The organism is Pseudochryseolinea flava (genome assembly GCF_003286915.1).
Classification (GTDB): Bacteria; Bacteroidota; Bacteroidia; order Cytophagales; family Cyclobacteriaceae; genus Ohtaekwangia; species Ohtaekwangia flava.
Genome location: NZ_QMFY01000007.1, coordinates 267,301 through 288,187, shown reverse-complemented (window position 1 = coordinate 288,187; position 20,887 = coordinate 267,301). Strand labels below are relative to the sequence as shown.

Here is a 20,887-nt window from a genome sequence, read left to right as displayed (position 1 = left end):
TGAAATTTCGCTCTCGAAGATGGTTTCGATATCGAGCGTCATAGTTGGAGTTTCGAAGCTTTAACTTTTGAAATCCTCATTCAATTCAATATTTTAATCATGCAATGTGAATAGCATTGGCAAGGGAACTTTGCTTGCTATTGATTTAATTCCCTTCCTGTACTTACGCTATTCCCCCGATATACCGGGTGTTGTCATAAAGTGTTTCTGGTTTACGTCCATTTTGTTTAGAGGATTGTTGTATCAAATTAGATGTTATGTATAAACTATTTACTGGAACGGGAAAATCTATTCTATTACTCGTCGCGCTCGTGTTGGTGGTGTTGTCAAGTGCGCAAGGTCAAACGACGTATTATAGTCGTGGCAGCGGTAGTTGGAATGATGTCAATACATGGTCGGTGGAAAATCATGCTGGCGCTGTGGCACCGCAGATTCCTGGTGGTGTGTTGGGAAGTAACTCGACGGATATTGTCATCATTGCCGCCGGACACAATGTTGTGCTTGACATTGACCGCGAGATCAGTGGCCTCACCGTTGGGACGCCGGTGCAAACCGGTTCGCTCATTTTTGGAAACGACAACGTCGGCCGACGACTCAATGTACGCGGTCCGGTGAGCGTTGATGTTAATGGCACACTTACCAGAAACACTGGCTTAACAGAAGGAATTCATACTTTGGCTATCCAAGGCGACAACGGAAATTTGACAAACAATGGTGTAATTGATTTTACAGATTTAGCGCGTCCGGGAGGTGGATGGACAGTCGTGAATTTAATTATCGAGATCGGCGGTAATGTGGCATTGGGTGGAACAGCGGCGTTGGGAAATTCTAGGCTGAACAGTTTGACGGTAAACAAAAACAATCGCTCGATAAAATTAACGAACCATTGGACAGTCGCCGACCGTCTCTATATCATCGCAGGATATTTAGAGCTTGGCGACAATACTACGCAATACACCATCAATGGGTCCACCAGTGTTTCTGAAATGCGCATTGATATCAACGGCGTATTACGGATTTATGGTACAGCGGCATTCCCCACAGGATATTTAGCAACGATTGATGGCGCAGATGGTACAATTGAATACGCGGGGGCAGCACAGTCGGTAGCAGCGCCAGGCACAGTTGCCACATTTCCTAATTTGTTATTTTCAGGTTCAGGCATAAAGTCGCTCACAGCAGATGTAACGATTGCAAATAACTTAACGATCTCATCGGGGGTAACACTACAAGCAGGGGCTTTCAAAATCAATCTCTCGGGAAACTATGTGAACAACGGAACCTTCACCCCGGGTACGGGCACGGTCAAGTTCATGGGCAGCGTTAATCAAACAATCACAGGGACCGCTAACTTTACAAATTTAGAAATAGCCATGGCGACGACTAGCGTAGGCACAATTGTGTCCGCGGGGCTTTCAGTGTCAGCATCAACAGCGGTAGTAAACGGTACGCTAGACTTAGGAACGATTACAACACATACGTTAGGGACAGTAACAGGTGCAGGTACAATCGCCTTGTCGGCAACGGTTGGTGGAACGACGACGTTTCCAGCCGGCACGTTTACATCATTCCTTACATCTTCAGGGACAGGAACAGTTGCGTATAACGGTACCGTTAACTACAATATTGGTACGTCTCCTTTACCGTATGCTTACTTAATAATTCAAGGCGCGAGTACCAAGACAATGTCGGCATCGATACAAGTGACGAAGGACCTGACAATCGAGTCGACCGCTACGTTAGCTACCGGCGCAAATACAATTGCGTTAACTGGAAACTTTATCAACAATGGTACACTTGCAGGATCAGGGACCGTGAACTTCAACAACGCTACGGCGAATCAGTCGATCACCGGAACGTCACAAACTACTTTTAATAACTTGACAGTATCGAAGGCGAGTGGACTTCAATTGATATTGGGTAATGCTACGCGCGTTAATGGTACTTTGGCCTTGGCGAATGCAGGTGTTGTGAACTTAGATGTTTATAATCTGACCATTGGGCCGTCGGGAATTATTAGCGGAAATGCAGGCGGGACAGCGCCGACGGATTTCAGCAGCACACGGATGATTTTACAAGATGGTACCAATTCCACCAATGGCGTACTGATACGCGAGTCTACTACAGCGACAGGTTTTCAGCGCTTGTATCCAATAGGGACAGGAACGATTTATTCCTATGCACAGATAACACAACTGGGGGCCTCTATTTCGGGAACCGCTTCGATTGCAATCAAGGCTATTCCGTTTTCGACGACCAATGACAATATCGTTAAACGGTATTGGTATGTAAAAACGACGAACATTTCTGCGATCACGAACGCGCGGATCACATTCAAGTATGACGCATCAGAGATTACCATCAGTGGCACGCCGACGTTGGTTGTTAAACGCTTTGCAGACAACGTTGACAACGATGTAACGGGATCGTTTGTCGATAATACAACCACGCGGACTTTTGGTGTAAATGCCGCAGGTAATACTTTTTTAGAATCGGAATGGCGCGCGGGGGATGCCAGTAATTTTGCGAAGACATACTACAGTTATCAGTCAGGAAGTTGGGATGTGCCCAACAACTGGACCACCGATCCTACCGGTACAATCTTGCAAGGACAGCCCGGCGCGGGTGGCCCGAACAATGGCGATCGTGTGATCATTCTCAATGGAAGAACAATGTTCATGGCATCGGCTAACAAAACGTTAACCTCACTGGAAATTGAATCAGGAGGAACGTTAGATATTAAAACTTTCGGAGGACATAACTTTGGTACGATTCGCGGTGCGGGGTTGCTTCGCATTGCAACCACTTCTGTTCCGACTGGTAACTTCCTTGAATTTGTTTCCCCGGTAGGAGGCACGGTTGAGTACTACGACTACACCGGAGGTCTAGCGACCAACATTCCATATTACAACAACGTGATCATGTCCGGGACTGGAAATAAAGTTATCGGTGGTCCTACGCGCACAATCGTCGTGAATGGAAATTTCTCAGTAACAGGAGGAACAGCAACAATCGGTTCTGGTGCAGGCAATAAATTAACGGTTAACATTTTTGGCAACGTGACAATATCAAGTGGCGCAATGGTGGCCATTGGGAACGACCAGATTCATGAGTTGAACTTTTATCAGAATCTTGTTGCCAACGGATCGATTGATCTTTCAAACGCAGTTCAGTATGCTGATGCCACAGGTTTAGGCGCAGCTATACTGACGATGAAAGGAGCTTCAGATAATACAATTACTGGAGCAGCAACTAAATTCGATGTCTATAAATTGATCGTTGATAAGGGAGTTGATCAGACGTACATCCTTGACATGAATGCGACAAACTTTGCATTGTATGCGCCGACGCAATTGGCAAATGGTTCAACAACTGCTCCCTATAGTGCGGAAAATCCAGAAATCAATAAAGCGTTATGGGTAAAGAATGGAACGCTCAAGCTCGGTAGTAGTATCAACATTCCTAGGTTGTCTACTGGAGGTAACGACTTTTTTATTCCAGAGCGTGGTGCGATATGGTTAAACGGAGCAACGGTTGCTACTTATGATGCGGCTTCTGGATCGCCAGGAAATACAGGGCTCACGTTGTATGGTAAGTTGCGTGTTAGCAGTGGCAATTGGAATGGCAACGGAAGTGCAGGAATTGTATACAGAACGATTTCTGAAATTATCATCGAAGGTGGCACCGTTACGGTAAGTCAGCTAAGAGCATCTACTGCGGGTACGGGTGCAGCGAATAATCGAAGTGCCTACGTTCAATCCGGTGGAGAATTCATTGTAACGGGTACAGGAGAAAACAACACGTCTGCTGCACAATTTAGCTTGGATAAGACATCGACGATTTTCAGAATGTCGGGTGGCACCATTCGTGTTAGAAACGCTACACTAACGGGAGCGATTGACATTCGTGCAGATGCAGCAAACTATGATGTCACTGGAGGATTGGTGGAAGTAACAACCAACTCGGCAACCTCGCACTTGGTTCGCTCTACAGTTCCCTTCTATAATTTTACTTCGATTAAAGGTTCAGGTATCGGCAATGTAGCGTTGACGAATGATCCGCTGGTTGTACTCAATGATTTTGTGATTGGTGCTACAGCCGTATTCAATGCCAACAACCTGAACTTAACAGTAGGTAGAAACTTTAACAACCAAGGAACCTATACGACAGGTACGAATACAACGATCTTTAATAGCAGTACGGGAAATCAAACCGTAACCAGCCCTTCAGGATTGTCATTTAATAACCTCACTATCGCCAATACATTTGCAACAGGCGTCGTCACATTAGCCGGCAATCTTACGACAACTGTTGCCGGTAATCTCACGCTGAATACGGGAACACTGAATGATGGAGGGGAAACGGTTACAGTACGCGGTAATATTGTTAACAATGCTACGCACACGGGTACGGGGCGTATCAGATTGAATAATAGTGTAGGAACGATATCGACACTTTCAGGATCTGGTAATGGTGTGTTTCAAAACTTAGAGCTCAACGATGCGGACGGCGCGGCACTTTCGGTAAAACAAACTGTAAATGGTGTGCTCACGCTCACGGCCGGAGTACTTGATTTAAAACAATTCAATTTAACACTCGGTGGTTCCGCGTCAATTTCGGTGTCGTCGCCGTCGAGTACAAAAATGATTAAGACTGCCGGGAATCGTTCTGATGGTGGCCTGACAAAGATTTATCCGTCAGCGGGTACATTCACTTTTCCGTTAGGGGTAACATCAAAGTACACGCCGGTTGTAATGAACGTTGTGTCGGCTGCTAATTTTGGAAGCATCACGATCAACCCTGTGAATGTTAGACACCCATTTGTGAGTGGCACAAATGCCTTGAACTATTATTGGGAAGTGCGCAATACAGGATTCACGGGAGCGAAAAATATTAGCTCAACATTCGAATACGTGCAAGGTGATGTGGTTGGTACCGAAACATCTTACATCGGTGGTTTTTATGATCTCAACAATCCTTCAACGTGGACAACATCTGCTAGTGTAAATTCCGCCGCCAATACGATTCCGTTCACCAACGTGAGCTACCTCGCTGGAGAATATACGGCAGGCATTTCTACGGCATTTAGTGCTGTCATTGTATTCTACAGTCGCGCGAGCGGAAATTGGGAATCGCCGACGACATGGTCTAACGTAACATTTGGTGGAACGGCATCCGGAAGTACACCCTCCAGTAATAACCCTGTATTCATTGGTGATGGTACGTCTTTCAACCATACCGTTACTGTGACGACGAACACAAGAAATGCAGGTAATTTGAAGTTAAGTAGTGGAAGTACGTTGGATCTAGGGACAACGACAGGTCACAACTTTGGCGCTGCGGTGGGTGAGAAAATTAAAGGCAATGGGCGAATGAGAATTTCATCAGCAAGTGCTACGGCGCAATTTCCTGCCGGTGACTTTGGAGAGTTCATTGCTACAGGGGGAGGCACTGTTGAGTACTATAGAACAGCACTTGACTTTAAATTGCCGACCACGTCAGCATCGCCGACACTACTGGCCTTGCCCACCTATATGAATTTGGTTATAAGTCCTGGAAGCGGAACGATAACCTTTCCTGATATTAATTTAACCGTATACAATGATCTGACAATTTCTGCGATCACCGGAACTGGTAAAGCAGCGATTAGTAACACGGCAACAGGGATCGGGAACATTGATGTGCTACATGATTTGATTATTGCCGGAGCGTTGCAGTATCAAAATGGTTTAGCAAGAACGATTAATGTAACAAACTTATTGAACATTCAATCGGCGGGTAGTTTTAGCGTAGCGGCTACCGGTACCGTTGTGACCAATCTGCTCAACCTCAATGGTGGCATGATCAACAACGGTACATTTAACATGAACGATGCGACGCGAATTTGCGATGTGACCTTTTTGGGAACATCAAACAATACGATAACCGGAACTGGAGCGACAACAGATTTCAATCGCCTCATTGTTAACAAGGGAACAACACAAACGCCGTTGCTTGAAGTAAATCTTTCTAATTTTTCACTTTCTGCAGCCACAACATCGGCGGCAAAAGCATTAGATCTTCAAAATGGAACATTCAAGTTGTCGAGTAGTCAGACGTTGGTGATTAGCTCCGGCAACAATGGAAGCGATTACTTTATTCCCTACACTGCACAACTGTTTTTGAATGGCGGAAACTTGAGAATTACGACTACGGGTACAGGAGCAGGCCTCTTACTTGGGGGAAAATTGAAAATTGACGCAGGTACTTTTTACATAGAAGGCGGTGGTACCAGTGATAACTACATTGAAGTCGCGGGTGGTGGAGACTCGTTTATTGAAGTCAACGGAGGTGAGTTGCGTGTTGGGTCACAAGTGCGGAGGGCCAATACCTCGACAATCAGCGCGTTGAGTTATATTCAGACTGGAGGTACCGTGACAATCGGGACGCAATCCGCTCCTAATAGTAATCGTTCACTACTTGAGGTCTTGAATGATGGTAGTCTCTTTGGAATGACGGGCGGAACGTTGATCATCGCGCGTCAGCAATCAGGAACACCGACGATAGCATCACTTTATTTACAGCCCTCAACATCTTACACAACAGGTGGAACTATACAGATGGGAAGCGCCTTGTATACGCCGGTAGGTCAAAACATGCAGATGTATTCCAGCATACCGTTGTATGATCTCACAATAAATTCAACCAACGCCCCGATTGTTAGCCTTACTGTTGGAGATCTTACGATAAAAAATACTTTTACAATAGGCGCATCATCGTCGTTTGTTGCAAATGATTTTGATTTGTTGTTGCAAGGTAATTTTGTCGTGAACGGTACGTATACACCAGGCGCTAACACAACCTACTTCTCGGGTGCTGCGGTTGATCAAGTACTTTCCGGATCTGGGACTGTAACGTTTAATAATTTAAACATTGCGAATACGAAATCGAGCGGAATAGTGTCTGTGACGGGCGTGAATGTCGTTGTTAATCAAACTTTGAACATTAACACGGGAACACTGTTTGACAACGGCAGAACGATCACGGTAAAGCAGCGTGTCAATAATTACAGTAGTCACACCAGTACAGGCGCAGGGAAGATGATCTTTAATGGCACAGCGCAGCAGATTCTCTCCGGCAATGGTCAAGGTATTTTTGGCAACGTTGAGATTAACAATGCGAATGGATTGTTGCTTGAGACAAACCAAACAATCAATGGGACGCTGACATTTATGAGTGGCATCATGGATATTCGATCGACGCATCTTACGCTTGGCCAAAGCGCGACAATAGGAGGATCTCCAAACGCGTTGAATATGATTCGCACAAATGGTACGCTAAGTGATCAGGGTGTAACGAAAAACTTTGCATCAGGTGCGTTCAATTTTACTTTTCCGTTGGGCACATCGAGTAAGTATACACCTGTACAATACACCGCAACGGCAAACGGCGCAGTAGGTACGATCACCGTGAAGCCAGTAAATCGAAAGCACCCATCAGTTACTGTGGGGTTCGATGCGCTTGACTACTATTGGAATGTGAGTAGCACGGGATTTTCAGGGCTTACGGTTCAGCACATCTACACCTACAATAACGAAGACATTAATGGTAACGAGAATTTGTATGATGCGGCACGATTCTTTGGCAACTGGACAAAAGGTACTGGCGTCGGTACTATCACGGCTGTATCGAATTTAATTACGATCGATGGTGGTGCCACGGGCGTAAATTATATTTCAGGAGATTATACCGCTGGTAACCCGTCGGCATTTCAATCTGTACAATCATTTGTTTCTGCACAAAGCGGAAACTGGGACGTTGGCGCAACGTGGATTGGTGGTGTAGTTCCTTCTGCAGGGGCGCCGGTGATCATTGATGCGACTCATCAGGTGACATTATCGACGGCGTTTGTAGCAGCACCGAATTCCAAAAATACATTTAGTCTTGAAGTTCGATCTGGTGCCAAGCTCTTGATTGCAAATGCTACCTTCGGACACAACTTTGGAAACGTACTTGGTTCGGGTACCTTGTCGTTATCATCTGGAATTTTTCCAGGCGGGGCCTACGATCAATTTGTCAATAACTCAGGCGGAACGGTTGAGTACACGGGTACCGGCTATGCGCTGTCAACGCAGTTGTTTTACAATAATGTGGTTGTAAACGCAACGGGTTCAATTATGCTTCCCAATGCCGATATCACACTTCGTGGAAATCTGACGATTGCAAGTGGTACTTTGGACAATAGCGCGAACAATAGGAAGATATCTTTACAAGGAATTTGGACGAACAATGTATCTGCGAGCGCTTATGCGGCGGGTAGCGGTACCGTTGAATTTATTGGAGCGGCTCCGCAGACCATTGGAGGAAGTGCAGAGACAAACTTTGCTACGCTCGCCGTCAATAAGAGTGCGAATAGCGTCACCCTCAATACGGACATACAGGTTGCGAATGGATTAACATTCGTTCAAGGAAACATCGTGACGGGAAGTTTTAAAGTGATAGGTGGTGCGTCAAGTATTGTGACGCGATCATCCGGACACATCGTGGGAAATTTCATGCGGAATGTTTCCACTTCATCGACGACATTTCCTGTGGGCACGGCGGCAAGTTATCTGCCACTCACCATTAGTTTTAGTACAGGATCTACAGATGTAACGGTATTTGTAGAAGGTGTAAATCCCGTTACGGCGAAAGGACCTGGAACAGTTACAAACCCCTTGCTTGCGATGTGGTCTATTGAGCCAACGGCATTCCCTGTGTCTGCTGTAGCCTCAACCATTTTTCAATATCCCGATAACGTTAGACAACCATCATTTAATCAAAGTCAGGCGTTTGCTGCGCGGTGGGATGCGGTAGGATCGGCATGGGAATCGTATCGACTCAAAAGTGTGGCATCTCCGGATGAAGATCCATCGCGTGTGGTCGTAACGGGGATCACAGATTTTTCAAGTTGGGCAATTTTTTCAGGGAGTGATGACACTCCGCTCCCTATTGAGTTGGTTGATTTCGCAGGCCAATTCCGCGGAACGCATGTCTCGTTAACGTGGGTGACGGCGACCGAAAAAGACAATGATTATTTTGTAATCCAAAAGTCCACCGATGGTCTTTCGTTCTATGATCTTGGAAAGATTGCCTCGAAAGGGAACACACAAAAGCGGCAATATTATCAATTTCTCGATCATGAATTAGCCAACGGCATTGTGTACTACAGGCTTCATCAAGTAGACTTGGACGGTACAAAAACCTACTTCGACGTCATTGCTGTGATGATAGAAAGCGGGGAGCAAGTGAAAAACTTTCTGGTGTATCCGAACCCAAGCGTCGATGAGGTCTTTGTCAAACGTTTGGATACGTCATCGGATGTTGCTGTGTCCATCACCGACGTGACCGGTAAATTGTTGATGACAAATCATTATGAGAATCTGAACTCGATGGATGCCCTCAGATTAGACGTTGAAAGTTTAAGTGCCGGAACCTATTTCATAAAACTTGTTACAGAGAAGCACATTGAAGTTCATAAAATTGTGCTGCGCTAAATTAGGTAGCGTTGAGCGTTGGCAGCAATAATTCTAACGTCGCTGCCAACGATATCGAAGGTCATCTATACATGCCGTATTGCTTGTTCGCTTGTAATGACTAAATTTGGTTGAACCATTTTTTAACCTCATTGTCATTTGAAACCTTCGTTTAATGCTGCTGCGATCAGCGGAGCTTCGCTGCAGCAATTTAGATCCGTAACCGATCCGTTAGCTGATCAAGTAGTTAAGGCGATCATCGACTCGGGCCAAGAAAAACAAATCAACCAGATATTAATGACATTGGTGCGAAACAATTCATTCGCACCTGGAATGTTTGCGTCGTTAGGAGAGGAGATATCGAAATCGTTAGATGATTACATCGCCGAAAGTGGGAAGCTTCCGCTGTGGGCTGATCAAACGATGATTAAGAAAGCTGAGCGACTTTTTGAGCTTTACGGACCCAACATCTTTATGTTGCTCAATGTGAGCTCACTGCCAATGTGTTATTGCTGTGGCAATGGCGCGCAAGTTTTGTTTGATACGGGGAGACTTTTAGCGTCTCCCGACGGAAGCGTAGATCCACTCGCGAGACGATTGATGGAGACAGGACAGATGATCATTAATGTTTTGTCGAAAGGAGGATTGTCGGAGCATGGAACTGGGGTAGTAACGCTTCAGAAAGTAAGGCTGATTCACGCCTCTATTCGATTTTTTGTGAAGCAATCACCACGCGTGTGGGATGCGACAACGTTAGGAGAGCCGATCAATCAAGAAGATTTGGCGGGCACGTTGATGTCGTTTGGTCCCGTGATATTAACTGGACTTAAGCGTCTCGGTGTGAAGCTCGACGATACAGAAACAAGCGCGTGGATGCACACCTGGAGTATCGTTGGCAAATTGCTTGGCCTCGACGATTCGTTGTTGCCTGATACCCATCAGCAAGGATTTCAATTGGCGACTGAAGTTCTGAAGCATCAGGCGGCGACGTCCGATGCAGGCAGAGCACTTACAGCGTCGTGTGTGAAATTCATGAACAGGATGATTCCGGGAAATGCGTTTGATGATGTTCCAGTTTATTTGATGTGGTATTTTCTTCAAGACTTTTCAAAATCGTCGGGAAAAGATCTCGCGACGATGATTGGCATAGAAGAGACTGCCGACATTCGTGATAAGCTCGTACTCGCTATTGCAAACTTTGTAAACACGGCAATAAGTCGGGAAGACGATCATGATCGTTTTGTGTGCAAGATTATTGCGACTTTTAATAAAGTGTTGCTACAGGGTATGATCTATCATGTGAATGGCGGAAAGGGAGTACAGTTTGTGATACCGCCATCGCTGCAAGCCAACTGGGGACTTGTCGAAACTTGGAAAGATCAAGCCACGACACCAGGCATTCTTGGCTACCGTATTTCGTTACAGAAAAAATCTGAAATCATTAATAATTAAATCAAATTCATGCAAGAAAATTCAATACCGGGATTGAATAAACGCACGACCGTTGTCATTCTCATTACTATTTTTACTTTGTTGTTGTGGTCGAAGCTGAGCGCGATTTTCGCATGGGGTCCAATATCTGCAAGCGTCATCACGTATGGGCTATACGCATTTTACCTCGGCTACGCATTTTATTCAGACAATCCATTGCTGGTGCGACTCACGATCTTCGGAACTGTAGCCGGAATACTTGAACTAGTCACCGATTACTATCTTGTTGATGTAATCCATAGTTTGGTTTATCCGGGGCCAGGTGCTGAAACGATGGTTTGGAGTTCTCCGTTGTATATGCCTTTTGCGTGGTCGAATGTATTGCTTCAACTCAGTTTTCTTGGCATGATGCTCACGTCGCGATACGGGCTGCTAAGAGCGTCAATATTTTTATGCATCATGGGCGGATTGTACATTCCGACGTATGAACACTTTGCCAAGGAAGCCGGATGGTGGTATTACAATGCCAATACGCCAATGCTGTTCAATGCACCGATTTATGTAATTATAGCAGAGGCATTTATTTCCGTGTCGTTACCGGGAATCATTTATTATTCGGAACACAGGAGAATTAGACGTACTTTTCTCCTCGGTTTAATAGAAGGCTGTTGGATTTTCATAGGCACGTGGCTAGCTTATGCCATTATAAAATTGTTTTAAAAAGGGGAGTGTTCGACAATGAACGTAGCGAAGATAATAGACTGGTATATCCACCCGGATCATTACGAAGATGCAAAAGTTCTTCGTAAAGCGCGATTGCTGGTGAAAGCCTGTCTCCTGACAAGTATTTTTTCAACCTCCTACGTGGTGCTAAGTGTTAGTTTCGGTTATGACAAAGGAATCTACTTCACGTTGTTCAATGTGATTGGATACTTTATTTTACCGTTCCTCACGCGGACAAAAATTCCCCTAGTCATTATAACCAATTTCTTTACGGCGATAGGATCCATCACGGTGCTGGTGTTGACTTACTTTTCCGGCGGCATGTGGTCTGCAATTTATCCGTGGATAATTGCCATCCCGGTTTTGGGCCTTCTCATCGCAGGAAAAACATCGGCAATTTACTGGACAATATTTTCAGTATCGTGCATGTGGGCATTTGGTGTTCTTGAGTTGAATGGCGTTAAACTCCCAGTAGAGTATGATGTATCGATGCGCACACTTTGGTTTCTCAGTATTCAACCGGGATTGTTGATGATCATCATGGTCGTATCGTTTACGTTCGAAAGCAGCATGCAGCGCGCGTTGGACGACGTTGAAGCACAAAAAGTGACAATCGAAAAACAATCGGCAGAGCTTGAAAAACTAATTGAAGACAAGGATAATATCATTCGCATCCTTGCACACGATCTTAGAAATCCACTGGCGAACATCAGCATCCTTACAAAGATGCTTGAGAAACAAGTGGCGGTTGAGGAGCAAAAGGAAATGGTAGACATGATCGGCATGGCGTCAAACAATGCAGAGGTTCTTGTCAGGCACGTGCTCGAGATGGCCACGCTTGAATATCGCGACGGCGGCGTGAAGTTGCAGCCAACGGATTATCGCGGTGTGGTGATGGACGTGGTACAATCATTTAAACAAGCGTCTGAAAATAAAGGGATATCCATTCATGCGGACGTTGAAAAATATTGCATGGTATTGGCTGACTTGACCTATCTCCGCTTAGTATTGGAAAACCTCGTATCTAATGCGCTTAAATTCTCGCCGTCAGGAAAACAAATTAAAGTGTTTGTTGCGAATGCCGATGAGCAAATTCAAATCCGCGTTCGAGATTACGGTGCCGGTGTTCCTGTAGAAGAAGAAGATCGTCTCTTTAAAAAATTTGCGCGGCTTAGCGTTAGACCGACTGCAGGTGAGAGTTCAAATGGTTTAGGGCTGTCGCTAGTAAAACGTTATATGGAATTGATGAAGGGTAAGGTTTGGTTTGAAAGGCCAACAGATGGCGGATCAATATTTGCAATTGAACTCTTGAAAGCAAACGGAAACGGCGCTTTATAAATGAACCGTTCTCAATAGAACATAAAAAAGGAGCCTGGAATATCCGGGCTCTTTTTTTAATTAACTGTTGACCATAGGTCTGTATTTAGGAAAATTTTCTATGATTACCCATGTCCAAATGGCAAACATGATCGATGTCAATGGAATCCCTTCGGGGGCAACGGTTAAGTTGGTCAGTAGAATGCCGATAAGGATTGGAAATAAGATGATGGCTCCCAGTGGCCGAAAGCGTGGAATGATAAATAAAATTCCACCAACGATCTCTGCGACTGCAATCAATGGCATTAACCATCCGACCTGCATCATGGCTGTGAACATGTTTACTTGCCCCTCGGGTAAATCTGGCGGAACAGGGATGTAGTTAAAGAACTTGTTCAGTCCACCATTAAGAAATAGAAGGCCGACAAGAAGACATAGTACAAATAGAATCTTGTTTTTCATGACCCGTAATTTTTAATTATTCAGTTGGCATTTGAGTCATATCCATGAAGAATGCTTCCCACTGGTGACCATCAGGATCAGCGAACCCACGTACCTTCATAAATCCCATATCTTGATTTGATAAAGTTTCCGTTGCGCCGGCCTTAAGTGCTTTTGCGACAAGTGAATCGACAGCATCTCTGTTTTCTACTGACAGGGAATTAATTACAGCAATCACTTCCTGTGTATTCGCGATTTTCTTTTTTGTGAACTCGTTAAATTTTGAATGTGTCAACAGCATGACAATCACTTCTTCGCTTAAGGTCATGGCGGCTGCAGTATGATCGGTGAAATTCGGATTGTTGACGAATCCTAACTGTGCATAAAAATCCATTGAACGTTTCAGGTCGGTTACGGGTAAGTTGATGGCGATTTGCATATCGTGTTAATGTTTTTTTGTGAATGATTACGATACAAACCTAGTGAACCGAAAGACTGGAGTCCGGGTGTTAAAGCGACAAAAAGGGAGGGCAATTCCGTCAAGTTATTCAAGAACGCATGCGACGGCTGATGCGTGTCCGTCTAATTTGTAACGTGGTAGTTGAAATCTATACGAATGAAACCGAACGCCACAGACACATTCGGGTTTGTGACGATCGGCATCAAATTCGAGTTCTTACTCTTGCGTAGGAGAGTACTTCACGATGTCTATTCCCACACCGTTGGGATCTTCGATAGCAAAATGACGATCACCCCAAGGCTCATTGCGAATTTCTATTTTAATCGGAATACCTTTTTTCTGAATCTCTTTGTAAAGTTTATCGACATCATCGACTTCAATGGTAAGATACATGCCTTGCCCTTGAAACGGTTTCTGAAATAGTGGTTGTTGACTCGGATGGTTGGGAAGTAGAAAACTAATTTCAGACTGTTTCCCCGGGGTATGGAGCAGCAAGTAGAATTCATTTTCGAACGTGACACCAAATCCAAGAATGTCCTGATAAAATGCTTTGGTTTCTTTAATTTTTGTGGTGATGACGCCGGCGTTAAGTTTCATTTTGTTGAGTGTTTGGTTGGTAGATTGTGATAAGGCTGTATTCATAAGATAGGTTACGAACATCAGAAGAATAAGTATGTGTTTCATGTTATTGTCGTTTATGATACAAATGTGCAGTTGAGCGCGAACGTACAATTGTAAAAATCGGACAAACTGAAATCTGCGATGTGTGATAGACACTACTACCGCCCAAACGCTTTTGACGGTGTTACGCCATAAAAATTTTTGAATTCTTTAATGAAATGGGCCTGATCATAATATCCAGCGTCGTAAAAAAGTTTGTTATGTTGAAGACTTTGTGTGGATGGCTTGGCACGCAAAATGTTTTGAAAACGAACCACTTTGGCAAACGTTTTTGCACTGTCGCCAACGTAGTATTCGAATAACCTGCGAAGTTGTCGCGCACTGATGCCAGTATCAAGATCTGTTTCAATATTAACAACACCGAATCGAGATAGGATATTTTGAATAGCGCCATATAGCCTGGGATCGTTATTGAAATCGGAAGCAGCCAATACTTTGAGCAAGAGAGAATCAATTGTTGAGACCATCTTCGTAGATGTTAGTTTGCTGTTAATGTTTTCTTGAATGAATTGCGCTGGTGCCGGAATCACATCTCGCAAATACTGATAGCGGTTGCTTAGTATAGATGCGTCGACCTTAAACAATTGTGGAAACATGGTTGGTAGAAAGCGGATTCCAACGTAGTGAAATTGATGTTCAAGCGGAAATTCTGTATAGTTTTTACAAAATCCCATGACATAACTTTCTATTGGATTGTGTAAGTCGAAGTAGATATCGATGCAACCGTCCGCTACGACCCGATACTGAAATGGCACTTCAAGCTTCTTTATTGTTCGTAGTTCCCAATAACAGTAAACAAAGGGTTGCAATTGTTGTGCAGGCAGGAATTCTTGATACACAACGTCGTTATCTTTTTCTGTAATAGTAGGTTGAACCGGGTGGTAGAGGTTTCTTAATGGACTGACTGCATCGGAAAAGGTCTTCGCTACACGCATGGTCTTGATCGAATCATTCATGGTGAATGAATTTGATTTTCCTAAATATAGTGATGCAAAACACTTTCTCGTGCAAACGACATTCGTCAATACTGACAAAAAAAATGGGATGATTGCAACCTAATGGCAAGTGCGCTGTCTTTCGGTATAAAAATCGAGGAATGCATCGTTTTAAATACCTTTGGTGGAAAATCGTTGCTGCATTATTATGTGCACATTTTATTGAAATGATCGGTAGGAGGGAGAGCACCCTTGAGTTGTGGCTTCAGTCGTTCTACTACAAAGATGTTCTCTCCGGCGCTGTTGTGGCGTGGCTACTGTTGGAATATCTCGAGTGGATTGGAAAGCGTCTGGATCGTCGTTATGATTGGTTTCAGGCTAGCGTAAAACGCATGCTCTTACAGCTCTCTTTTGGAATTGTTTTGTGCGCAATTTTGGCATATGTACTGGTCAATCTTCAATTCGCGTTTGTATTAGATCAGCACATGGAGCAGACGACGTGGTTTTACTATGAGTTTCCATTTGTAGTGCTACTAATAGTTTTTTTTAATCTAATCTATTTTGCCCGTTATCTTTTTGCTCGTGCCAATCGCGAGCTGTTGGAATTGACGTCGCGTCAGACTTCAGTTCCGAGGTCAATTGTATCGCAACGGCGTGAAGTATTGCATGTGAAGAAAGGTAATAATACAATTCCGGTGAGTGTAGCGCAGGTAGCTTACATTTATAAAGAAGGTGATTACAATTTTGTTCGTACCGTTGCAGATGAGATTTATCGCGTTGATCAAACACTTGAGGAGTTGGAAAATCAATTGTGCGAGAGAGACTTCTTTCGGGCCAACCGTCAGTACATCGTTCAATTGAAAGCATGCATCTCTTTTTCGCCGGAAACATTCGGGAAAATGAGAGTTGCTTTAAACCCTGAGCCGGCCGTTCCGCTAATCATCAGTCAAAAACGTGCGCCTGCATTTCGAAAGTGGCTGGATCGGTGACGTACTTCAATGTTTTTCGCCCTACTTTAGGTTCTATCTGTCATACGTCGCGCGCTATTTCGCGTGTTTCGCCAACCTCCCGACATCCTGTTTTGATCTTTTGTGTCACTGGAGAAAAAATAATTATGAAGATCAATCAGCAAAAGGACGCTAAGATGCGATTCGGTTTCGTGATGAGTGCCATCATCATGTTTTTTGGAGCTTGTCAAACAGATCATGATCAAGGCATAGTCGATCAGGCTACATCTTTGGAAGGAATATGGCTGTCGGAAGGTTACGGCAGACTGTTATGGATTCGCGAGGGCAAAGCGAAGACCTACGATATTTCTGGCGCGGGTTGTATGATGCGTGGTGACTTTTTCGATGTAGCTGGCGACGATGTTTCGGTTTGGAATGTGACGGTGGCAGAAGATCGGAATCACTTTTTGTACCATGCACAGGCAACTGTAAATACATATGTGTTCAACAAAATAGATGCGCTGCCGGGAATATGCGACGATGGGGGATTGAAGACGACGGATCCCTTGACCAACTTCGATTATCTATGGGCGCTGTTCAACGAGCATTATGCATTTTTTCAAGCGCGTGAAATAGATTGGGGTTTAATAAGAGAACACTACCGTGAGCAAGTAACCGATGAAAATCTTTGGGACATCACAACGGAGATGCTATCTGTTTTCGGTGATGACCATGTGACATTGTACGACAACCAGGACCGATATTTTCAGGCGGGTCAGCAACGGCTATACGTGCGTTTTTATGAAGAGTATGTAGATGCAGGGGAACCGGGTGGAGATTTCGAGCAATACATCCAGCAAGAATATGGGAAGGTTCTCTCAAATATTTCAAACTACCTTCCGCATGGAGCGCACGTCGGTGCAAATGGAAAAGTTTTGTGGGGAAAGGCAAATGAAGAAACGGGCTATCTTCAAATTGCAGAAATGAACGGCTTAACAGAACCTTACGATTTGAAGAGTCAAGTTCCTGCTATGCACCACGTGATGGATCGGGTTGTAAACGATTTTGAGGATTGTACCAATGTCATTATCGACATTCGTTTTAATAGTGGTGGATTAGATATTGTGTCGTTGGCATTGGCAGGACGCTTTGCGAGTAAACAGCAACCGGTATGGAAAGTTTCTGCGCGTGACGTGTTGTCATTTACGCCAACCCAGGTAATCACGCTGGCGCCAACGGGTAATACACAACTTACCAAGAATGTTGTGGTACTCACCAGCAATTTTACAGCGAGTGCAGCGGAGACATTCGCGCTGGCAATGAAGCAACTGCCGAATGTAACAATAATTGGTGAACGCACGAATGGAATTTTTTCTACGATGCTCAATAAGAAAATGCCCAATGGTTGGACAGTCACCTTATCGAATGAGCGTTGGGCAGATGCTAGCGATGCGTGTTATGAAGTTAGCGGCATCACACCGCACATAGAGGCTCCTTTCCCGTCAAAGACAAATCGTGATGATGGAATCGATCCCGTGTTATTGAAGGCGTTGGAGTATCTTGAATAGGAAAAAGTACTAGCTGTTGGTAATCCTACAAGGAACCAACAGCTAGTGTAACTTTTAATCATTTTTTAGATTGTCGACTGGATTTACAAACGTCGCGCGTAATGTCTGTGAGCCAATGGTGATTGCACCAAAGACGATAAGGACAAGCACGCCAATGCTGATCACCCCTAGCCCAAAGGTTGTGCGGTAGGCAATTTGTTCGAGCCAGAGGCTGTTGACAAAATACGACAGCGGTACACCAAGGAGAATGGCTATTCCGAGCATTGACAGGAAACCTTTTGATAATAGGATTACCAATGCACTGCCGCTGGATCCTAGAATTTTTCGAATAGAGATTTCTTTGATCCTCGTTTCAGTAGTGTACGTTGCCATACCAAGAAGTCCAAGACACGAAATCATAATCGCAAGGAATGATATAAATCCCAAAACTTTAACTAAATCACCAAAGATGATATCATAGAATTTAGTTACCTCTGACGAAACTTCGCTGTAGTCGATTTTAATGCCAGGGTTGACAGTTGCCCAAGCTTGTTCAATCGTCTTCGCTGCTTTTTCATAGGTGCCAACATAGGCAACTTGAACAACACTAAATTGACCAGGGTCATACAGCAGTACAGCTGGAGCAATTGCGCGCGTAAGGTCACGGTGATTGTAGTCGCCGACAACACCCACGATTGTTTTCATTGTGGAATCATTCATGAATATCATTGGCTCGCCGATAGCCTCTTCGTTGGATTTGAAGTTAAGCTTTTTAACAGCGGCTTCATTGATGATCATGAAGTTTTTATTCGATTCTCCGTGGTGCGGGTCAAAGAATTTACCGGCCATGAGTTTTAAATCCATGTTTGATTGATAGTCCTCATCAACCAGAAAGAAACCTGCATCAACTGGCTCTGGATCGTCAGCTTTACGCTTGAGGCCACAACCGAATGAGACTCCCGCCGCAGGCACATGGGATGCAGCGGATACCGATGTTATGTTATTATATTTTTGTAGTTCCGTTTTTAGCGGTTGATATGCTGTGGCGTTTAATCTCACCATAACATTGTTTTTCATATTGAAACCATGTCCCTGATGCATAAACAGATTCAATTGATTATACATCACGATCACTGTCAGAATAAAAAACAACGACAGCGTAAACTGTGATACCAATAAAGCTTTACGCATTCCCATCCTTGAAAATAGTTTCATGCTGCTAAGGTTCTTTAAAACTTTCACGGGCTGGAAACCAGAAAGTACAACAGCTGGGAAGAATCCTGCCAGTACACCTACAACGAGGGCAAATACAATGAAGATTGCAAAGATGAACGTGTCGTTGTATAAGTCCCAGCGGAAAAAGCGCGCAAAGTTTAATTGCAATACAATTGGCTTCATGAACAAGGCGATCACAATGGCGAGCGCTAGAGACATCAGCGCAACAACAATAGATTCTATAATGAACTGTGTGAATATTTGCCAGCGTGCGGCACCCGCTACTTTACGCACGCCGATTTCACGTGCGCGGGTAAGCGACCTCGCGATGGAAAGGTTTGTAAAATTGAAACATGATGTCAGTAGAATAACGAGTCCTAATCCGCCAAGAAAATAAACAAATAGCCATGGCAACTGTGGGCCGATGCTGTTGTTCAATAACTCTCCGGGTGTAATGGTCAGCATTGGTTGTAACCCCAAAACCATTTTGTGTACACCTTGCTTCGTTGACCCTATATGTTGGGCGTAGATCTTGTCGAGGTGTTTTTGGATGTCGGCTTGCGATTTGTCACGATCAACCATAATGTATGTCCAGCTTTCCCAAAAGTTTGTCCAGTCGCCAGAAAGTTTGCCAAGTTTGCCTGAAGCTTCGAGGCTCATTGCAGAGGCCATACTCGCTAATCCTTCGAAAACGATATGTGATTTTTTTCCATCATCTTTCAACACGCCAGTGACGGTGTAAGTACCGATGTCACCAACCTTGAGTGTTTGTCCTACTGGATTTTCTTCTTTAAAGAGCTTGTCTGCGGCAGCACGTGTAAGCACGACTGTAAAAGGATCTTTTAGTGCTGTTGCCTGATCTCCATATTGTAGCTCATAGCCAAAAAAGGTAAGCGCATTTTGATCGGCAAAGAAACCTGATAGAGGGATGTTTACATTTTGGTTTTCGAATTCAAGCCAACCGTTTCCAAAGCCTCGCCGTATACACACCGACTGTTCTACGCCAGTGTAGTGTTCAACCAACTCTGGGCCTATTGGCATCGATGAGGCGGCGTTGAATTGGTTTTCTTTCATAACGTTACCTTTGTCATCTACATCCAGTGTCGTGATTCGGTAGATGCGATCAGCATTTTTGTTGTATCGGTCATAGCTCATTTGATCTGCTACAAGCATGATCACGGTCATACATATTGACATAGCCACGGCCAATCCTAAGATGTTGATGGCTGAAAAGAAGCGATGGCGAATCAAGCTTCGAAAAGCGGTTTTAAAATAGTTGAAGAACATGAGCTTCGTTATTTAGTGATGGAACTTGCTGGCAGTGCCAAAAATCAATCCACGTTTCTTTCGTCTGAAATTTGAGCGAAAATCCACTTCAGCGAAATCTTGCTGTATAAAAATGAACAGTGCCATGGAGTAAATTGAACACTCACAGTCTTAGATGCTTCATTGACCAGTTTGGTTACAGGCACTTCCAAGCCGGGTATTAGGAAGTGTAGATTTCGGTGGTGCTAACGATCGAGTTTTTATCGAAACTAGTTTTATCATTCGAAACGCAGGTAAAAATCAATTGAAGTAGTTATGATGTAGTCCATAGTGTAGTGAAAACGTATGCGCTAGTATGTGTTGTGTGATTAAACTTAGCATTTTTGGATAATGCGAATGGTGTTTAAGACCAATTGCTGATATTTTTTAA

General features: G+C 44.2%; 11 protein-coding genes. 6 read left to right on the top strand and 5 right to left on the bottom strand.

Translation table 11 applies throughout. The features are described from left to right. Positions 1-257 precede the first annotated feature (257 nt). The 4 genes from DQQ10_RS15345 (at position 258) to DQQ10_RS15330 (ending at position 12,986) form a co-directional block, all read left to right on the top strand. Complete coding sequence (locus DQQ10_RS15345) at positions 258-9,515, top strand: T9SS type A sorting domain-containing protein (protein ID WP_112747767.1); 9,258 nt, start codon at positions 258-260, stop codon at positions 9,513-9,515. Between the two features lie 138 nt (positions 9,516-9,653). Further along, complete coding sequence (locus tag DQQ10_RS15340) at positions 9,654-10,946, top strand: oxygenase MpaB family protein (RefSeq protein ID WP_112747766.1); 1,293 nt, start codon at positions 9,654-9,656, stop codon at positions 10,944-10,946. A 9-nt stretch (positions 10,947-10,955) separates the two neighbouring features. Then, the gene (locus DQQ10_RS15335; RefSeq protein WP_112747765.1) at positions 10,956-11,645 is read left to right on the top strand and encodes a DUF6989 domain-containing protein; all 690 of its coding nucleotides are present in this window, start codon (positions 10,956-10,958) and stop codon (positions 11,643-11,645) included. An 18-nt stretch (positions 11,646-11,663) separates the two neighbouring features. Further along, positions 11,664-12,986 carry a sensor histidine kinase gene (locus DQQ10_RS15330; protein WP_112747764.1) on the top strand — a complete coding sequence of 441 codons (1,323 nt, stop codon included), beginning with the start codon at positions 11,664-11,666 and terminating at the stop codon, positions 12,984-12,986. A gap of 60 nt (positions 12,987-13,046) precedes the next feature. Here the strand turns inward: DQQ10_RS15330 and DQQ10_RS15325 are convergent, their stop codons facing one another. The 4 genes from DQQ10_RS15325 to DQQ10_RS15310 form a co-directional block, all read right to left on the bottom strand. Next, a complete protein-coding gene (locus tag DQQ10_RS15325; protein WP_112747763.1) occupies positions 13,047-13,427 on the bottom strand; it encodes a DoxX family membrane protein in 381 nt (126 codons plus the stop codon). 16 nt (positions 13,428-13,443) lie between these two features. Next, positions 13,444-13,845: a VOC family protein gene (locus DQQ10_RS15320; RefSeq protein ID WP_112747762.1), complete on the bottom strand. Its 402-nt coding sequence runs from the start codon at positions 13,843-13,845 to the stop codon at positions 13,444-13,446. A gap of 237 nt (positions 13,846-14,082) precedes the next feature. Then, positions 14,083-14,550 (bottom strand): VOC family protein, encoded by a 468-nt coding sequence (locus DQQ10_RS15315; protein ID WP_221409738.1) that lies wholly within the window; start codon positions 14,548-14,550, stop codon positions 14,083-14,085. 95 nt (positions 14,551-14,645) lie between these two features. After that, positions 14,646-15,503: an AraC family transcriptional regulator gene (locus DQQ10_RS15310; protein ID WP_245970429.1), complete on the bottom strand. Its 858-nt coding sequence runs from the start codon at positions 15,501-15,503 to the stop codon at positions 14,646-14,648. A gap of 140 nt (positions 15,504-15,643) precedes the next feature. On the opposite strand from DQQ10_RS15310, the gene DQQ10_RS15305 reads away from it, so the two are divergent. Continuing rightward, the gene (locus DQQ10_RS15305; RefSeq protein ID WP_112747761.1) at positions 15,644-16,471 is read left to right on the top strand and encodes a LytR/AlgR family response regulator transcription factor; all 828 of its coding nucleotides are present in this window, start codon (positions 15,644-15,646) and stop codon (positions 16,469-16,471) included. Positions 16,472-16,596: 125 nt separating this feature from the next. Next, the gene (locus DQQ10_RS15300; RefSeq protein WP_112747760.1) at positions 16,597-17,997 is read left to right on the top strand and encodes a S41 family peptidase; all 1,401 of its coding nucleotides are present in this window, start codon (positions 16,597-16,599) and stop codon (positions 17,995-17,997) included. Between the two features lie 54 nt (positions 17,998-18,051). Here the strand turns inward: DQQ10_RS15300 and DQQ10_RS15295 are convergent, their stop codons facing one another. Beyond that, the gene (locus DQQ10_RS15295) at positions 18,052-20,478 is read right to left on the bottom strand and encodes an ABC transporter permease (RefSeq protein ID WP_112747759.1); all 2,427 of its coding nucleotides are present in this window, start codon (positions 20,476-20,478) and stop codon (positions 18,052-18,054) included. Positions 20,479-20,887 lie beyond the last annotated feature (409 nt).

What these genes read in the sequence shown, in the direction of transcription:
- DQQ10_RS15310 (WP_245970429.1), bottom strand. Translation starts at nt 15,503, where the DNA reads ATGAATGATTCGATCAAGACCATGCGTGTAGCGAAGACCTTTTCCGAT.
- DQQ10_RS15320 (WP_112747762.1), bottom strand. Translation starts at nt 13,845, where the DNA reads ATGCAAATCGCCATCAACTTACCCGTAACCGACCTGAAACGTTCAATG.
- DQQ10_RS15345 (WP_112747767.1), top strand. Translation starts at nt 258, where the DNA reads ATGTATAAACTATTTACTGGAACGGGAAAATCTATTCTATTACTCGTC.
- DQQ10_RS15335 (WP_112747765.1), top strand. Translation starts at nt 10,956, where the DNA reads ATGCAAGAAAATTCAATACCGGGATTGAATAAACGCACGACCGTTGTC.
- DQQ10_RS15325 (WP_112747763.1), bottom strand. Translation starts at nt 13,427, where the DNA reads ATGAAAAACAAGATTCTATTTGTACTATGTCTTCTTGTCGGCCTTCTA.
- DQQ10_RS15315 (WP_221409738.1), bottom strand. Translation starts at nt 14,550, where the DNA reads ATGAAACACATACTTATTCTTCTGATGTTCGTAACCTATCTTATGAAT.
- DQQ10_RS15300 (WP_112747760.1), top strand. Translation starts at nt 16,597, where the DNA reads ATGAAGATCAATCAGCAAAAGGACGCTAAGATGCGATTCGGTTTCGTG.
- DQQ10_RS15330 (WP_112747764.1), top strand. Translation starts at nt 11,664, where the DNA reads ATGAACGTAGCGAAGATAATAGACTGGTATATCCACCCGGATCATTAC.
- DQQ10_RS15295 (WP_112747759.1), bottom strand. Translation starts at nt 20,478, where the DNA reads ATGTTCTTCAACTATTTTAAAACCGCTTTTCGAAGCTTGATTCGCCAT.
- DQQ10_RS15305 (WP_112747761.1), top strand. Translation starts at nt 15,644, where the DNA reads ATGCATCGTTTTAAATACCTTTGGTGGAAAATCGTTGCTGCATTATTA.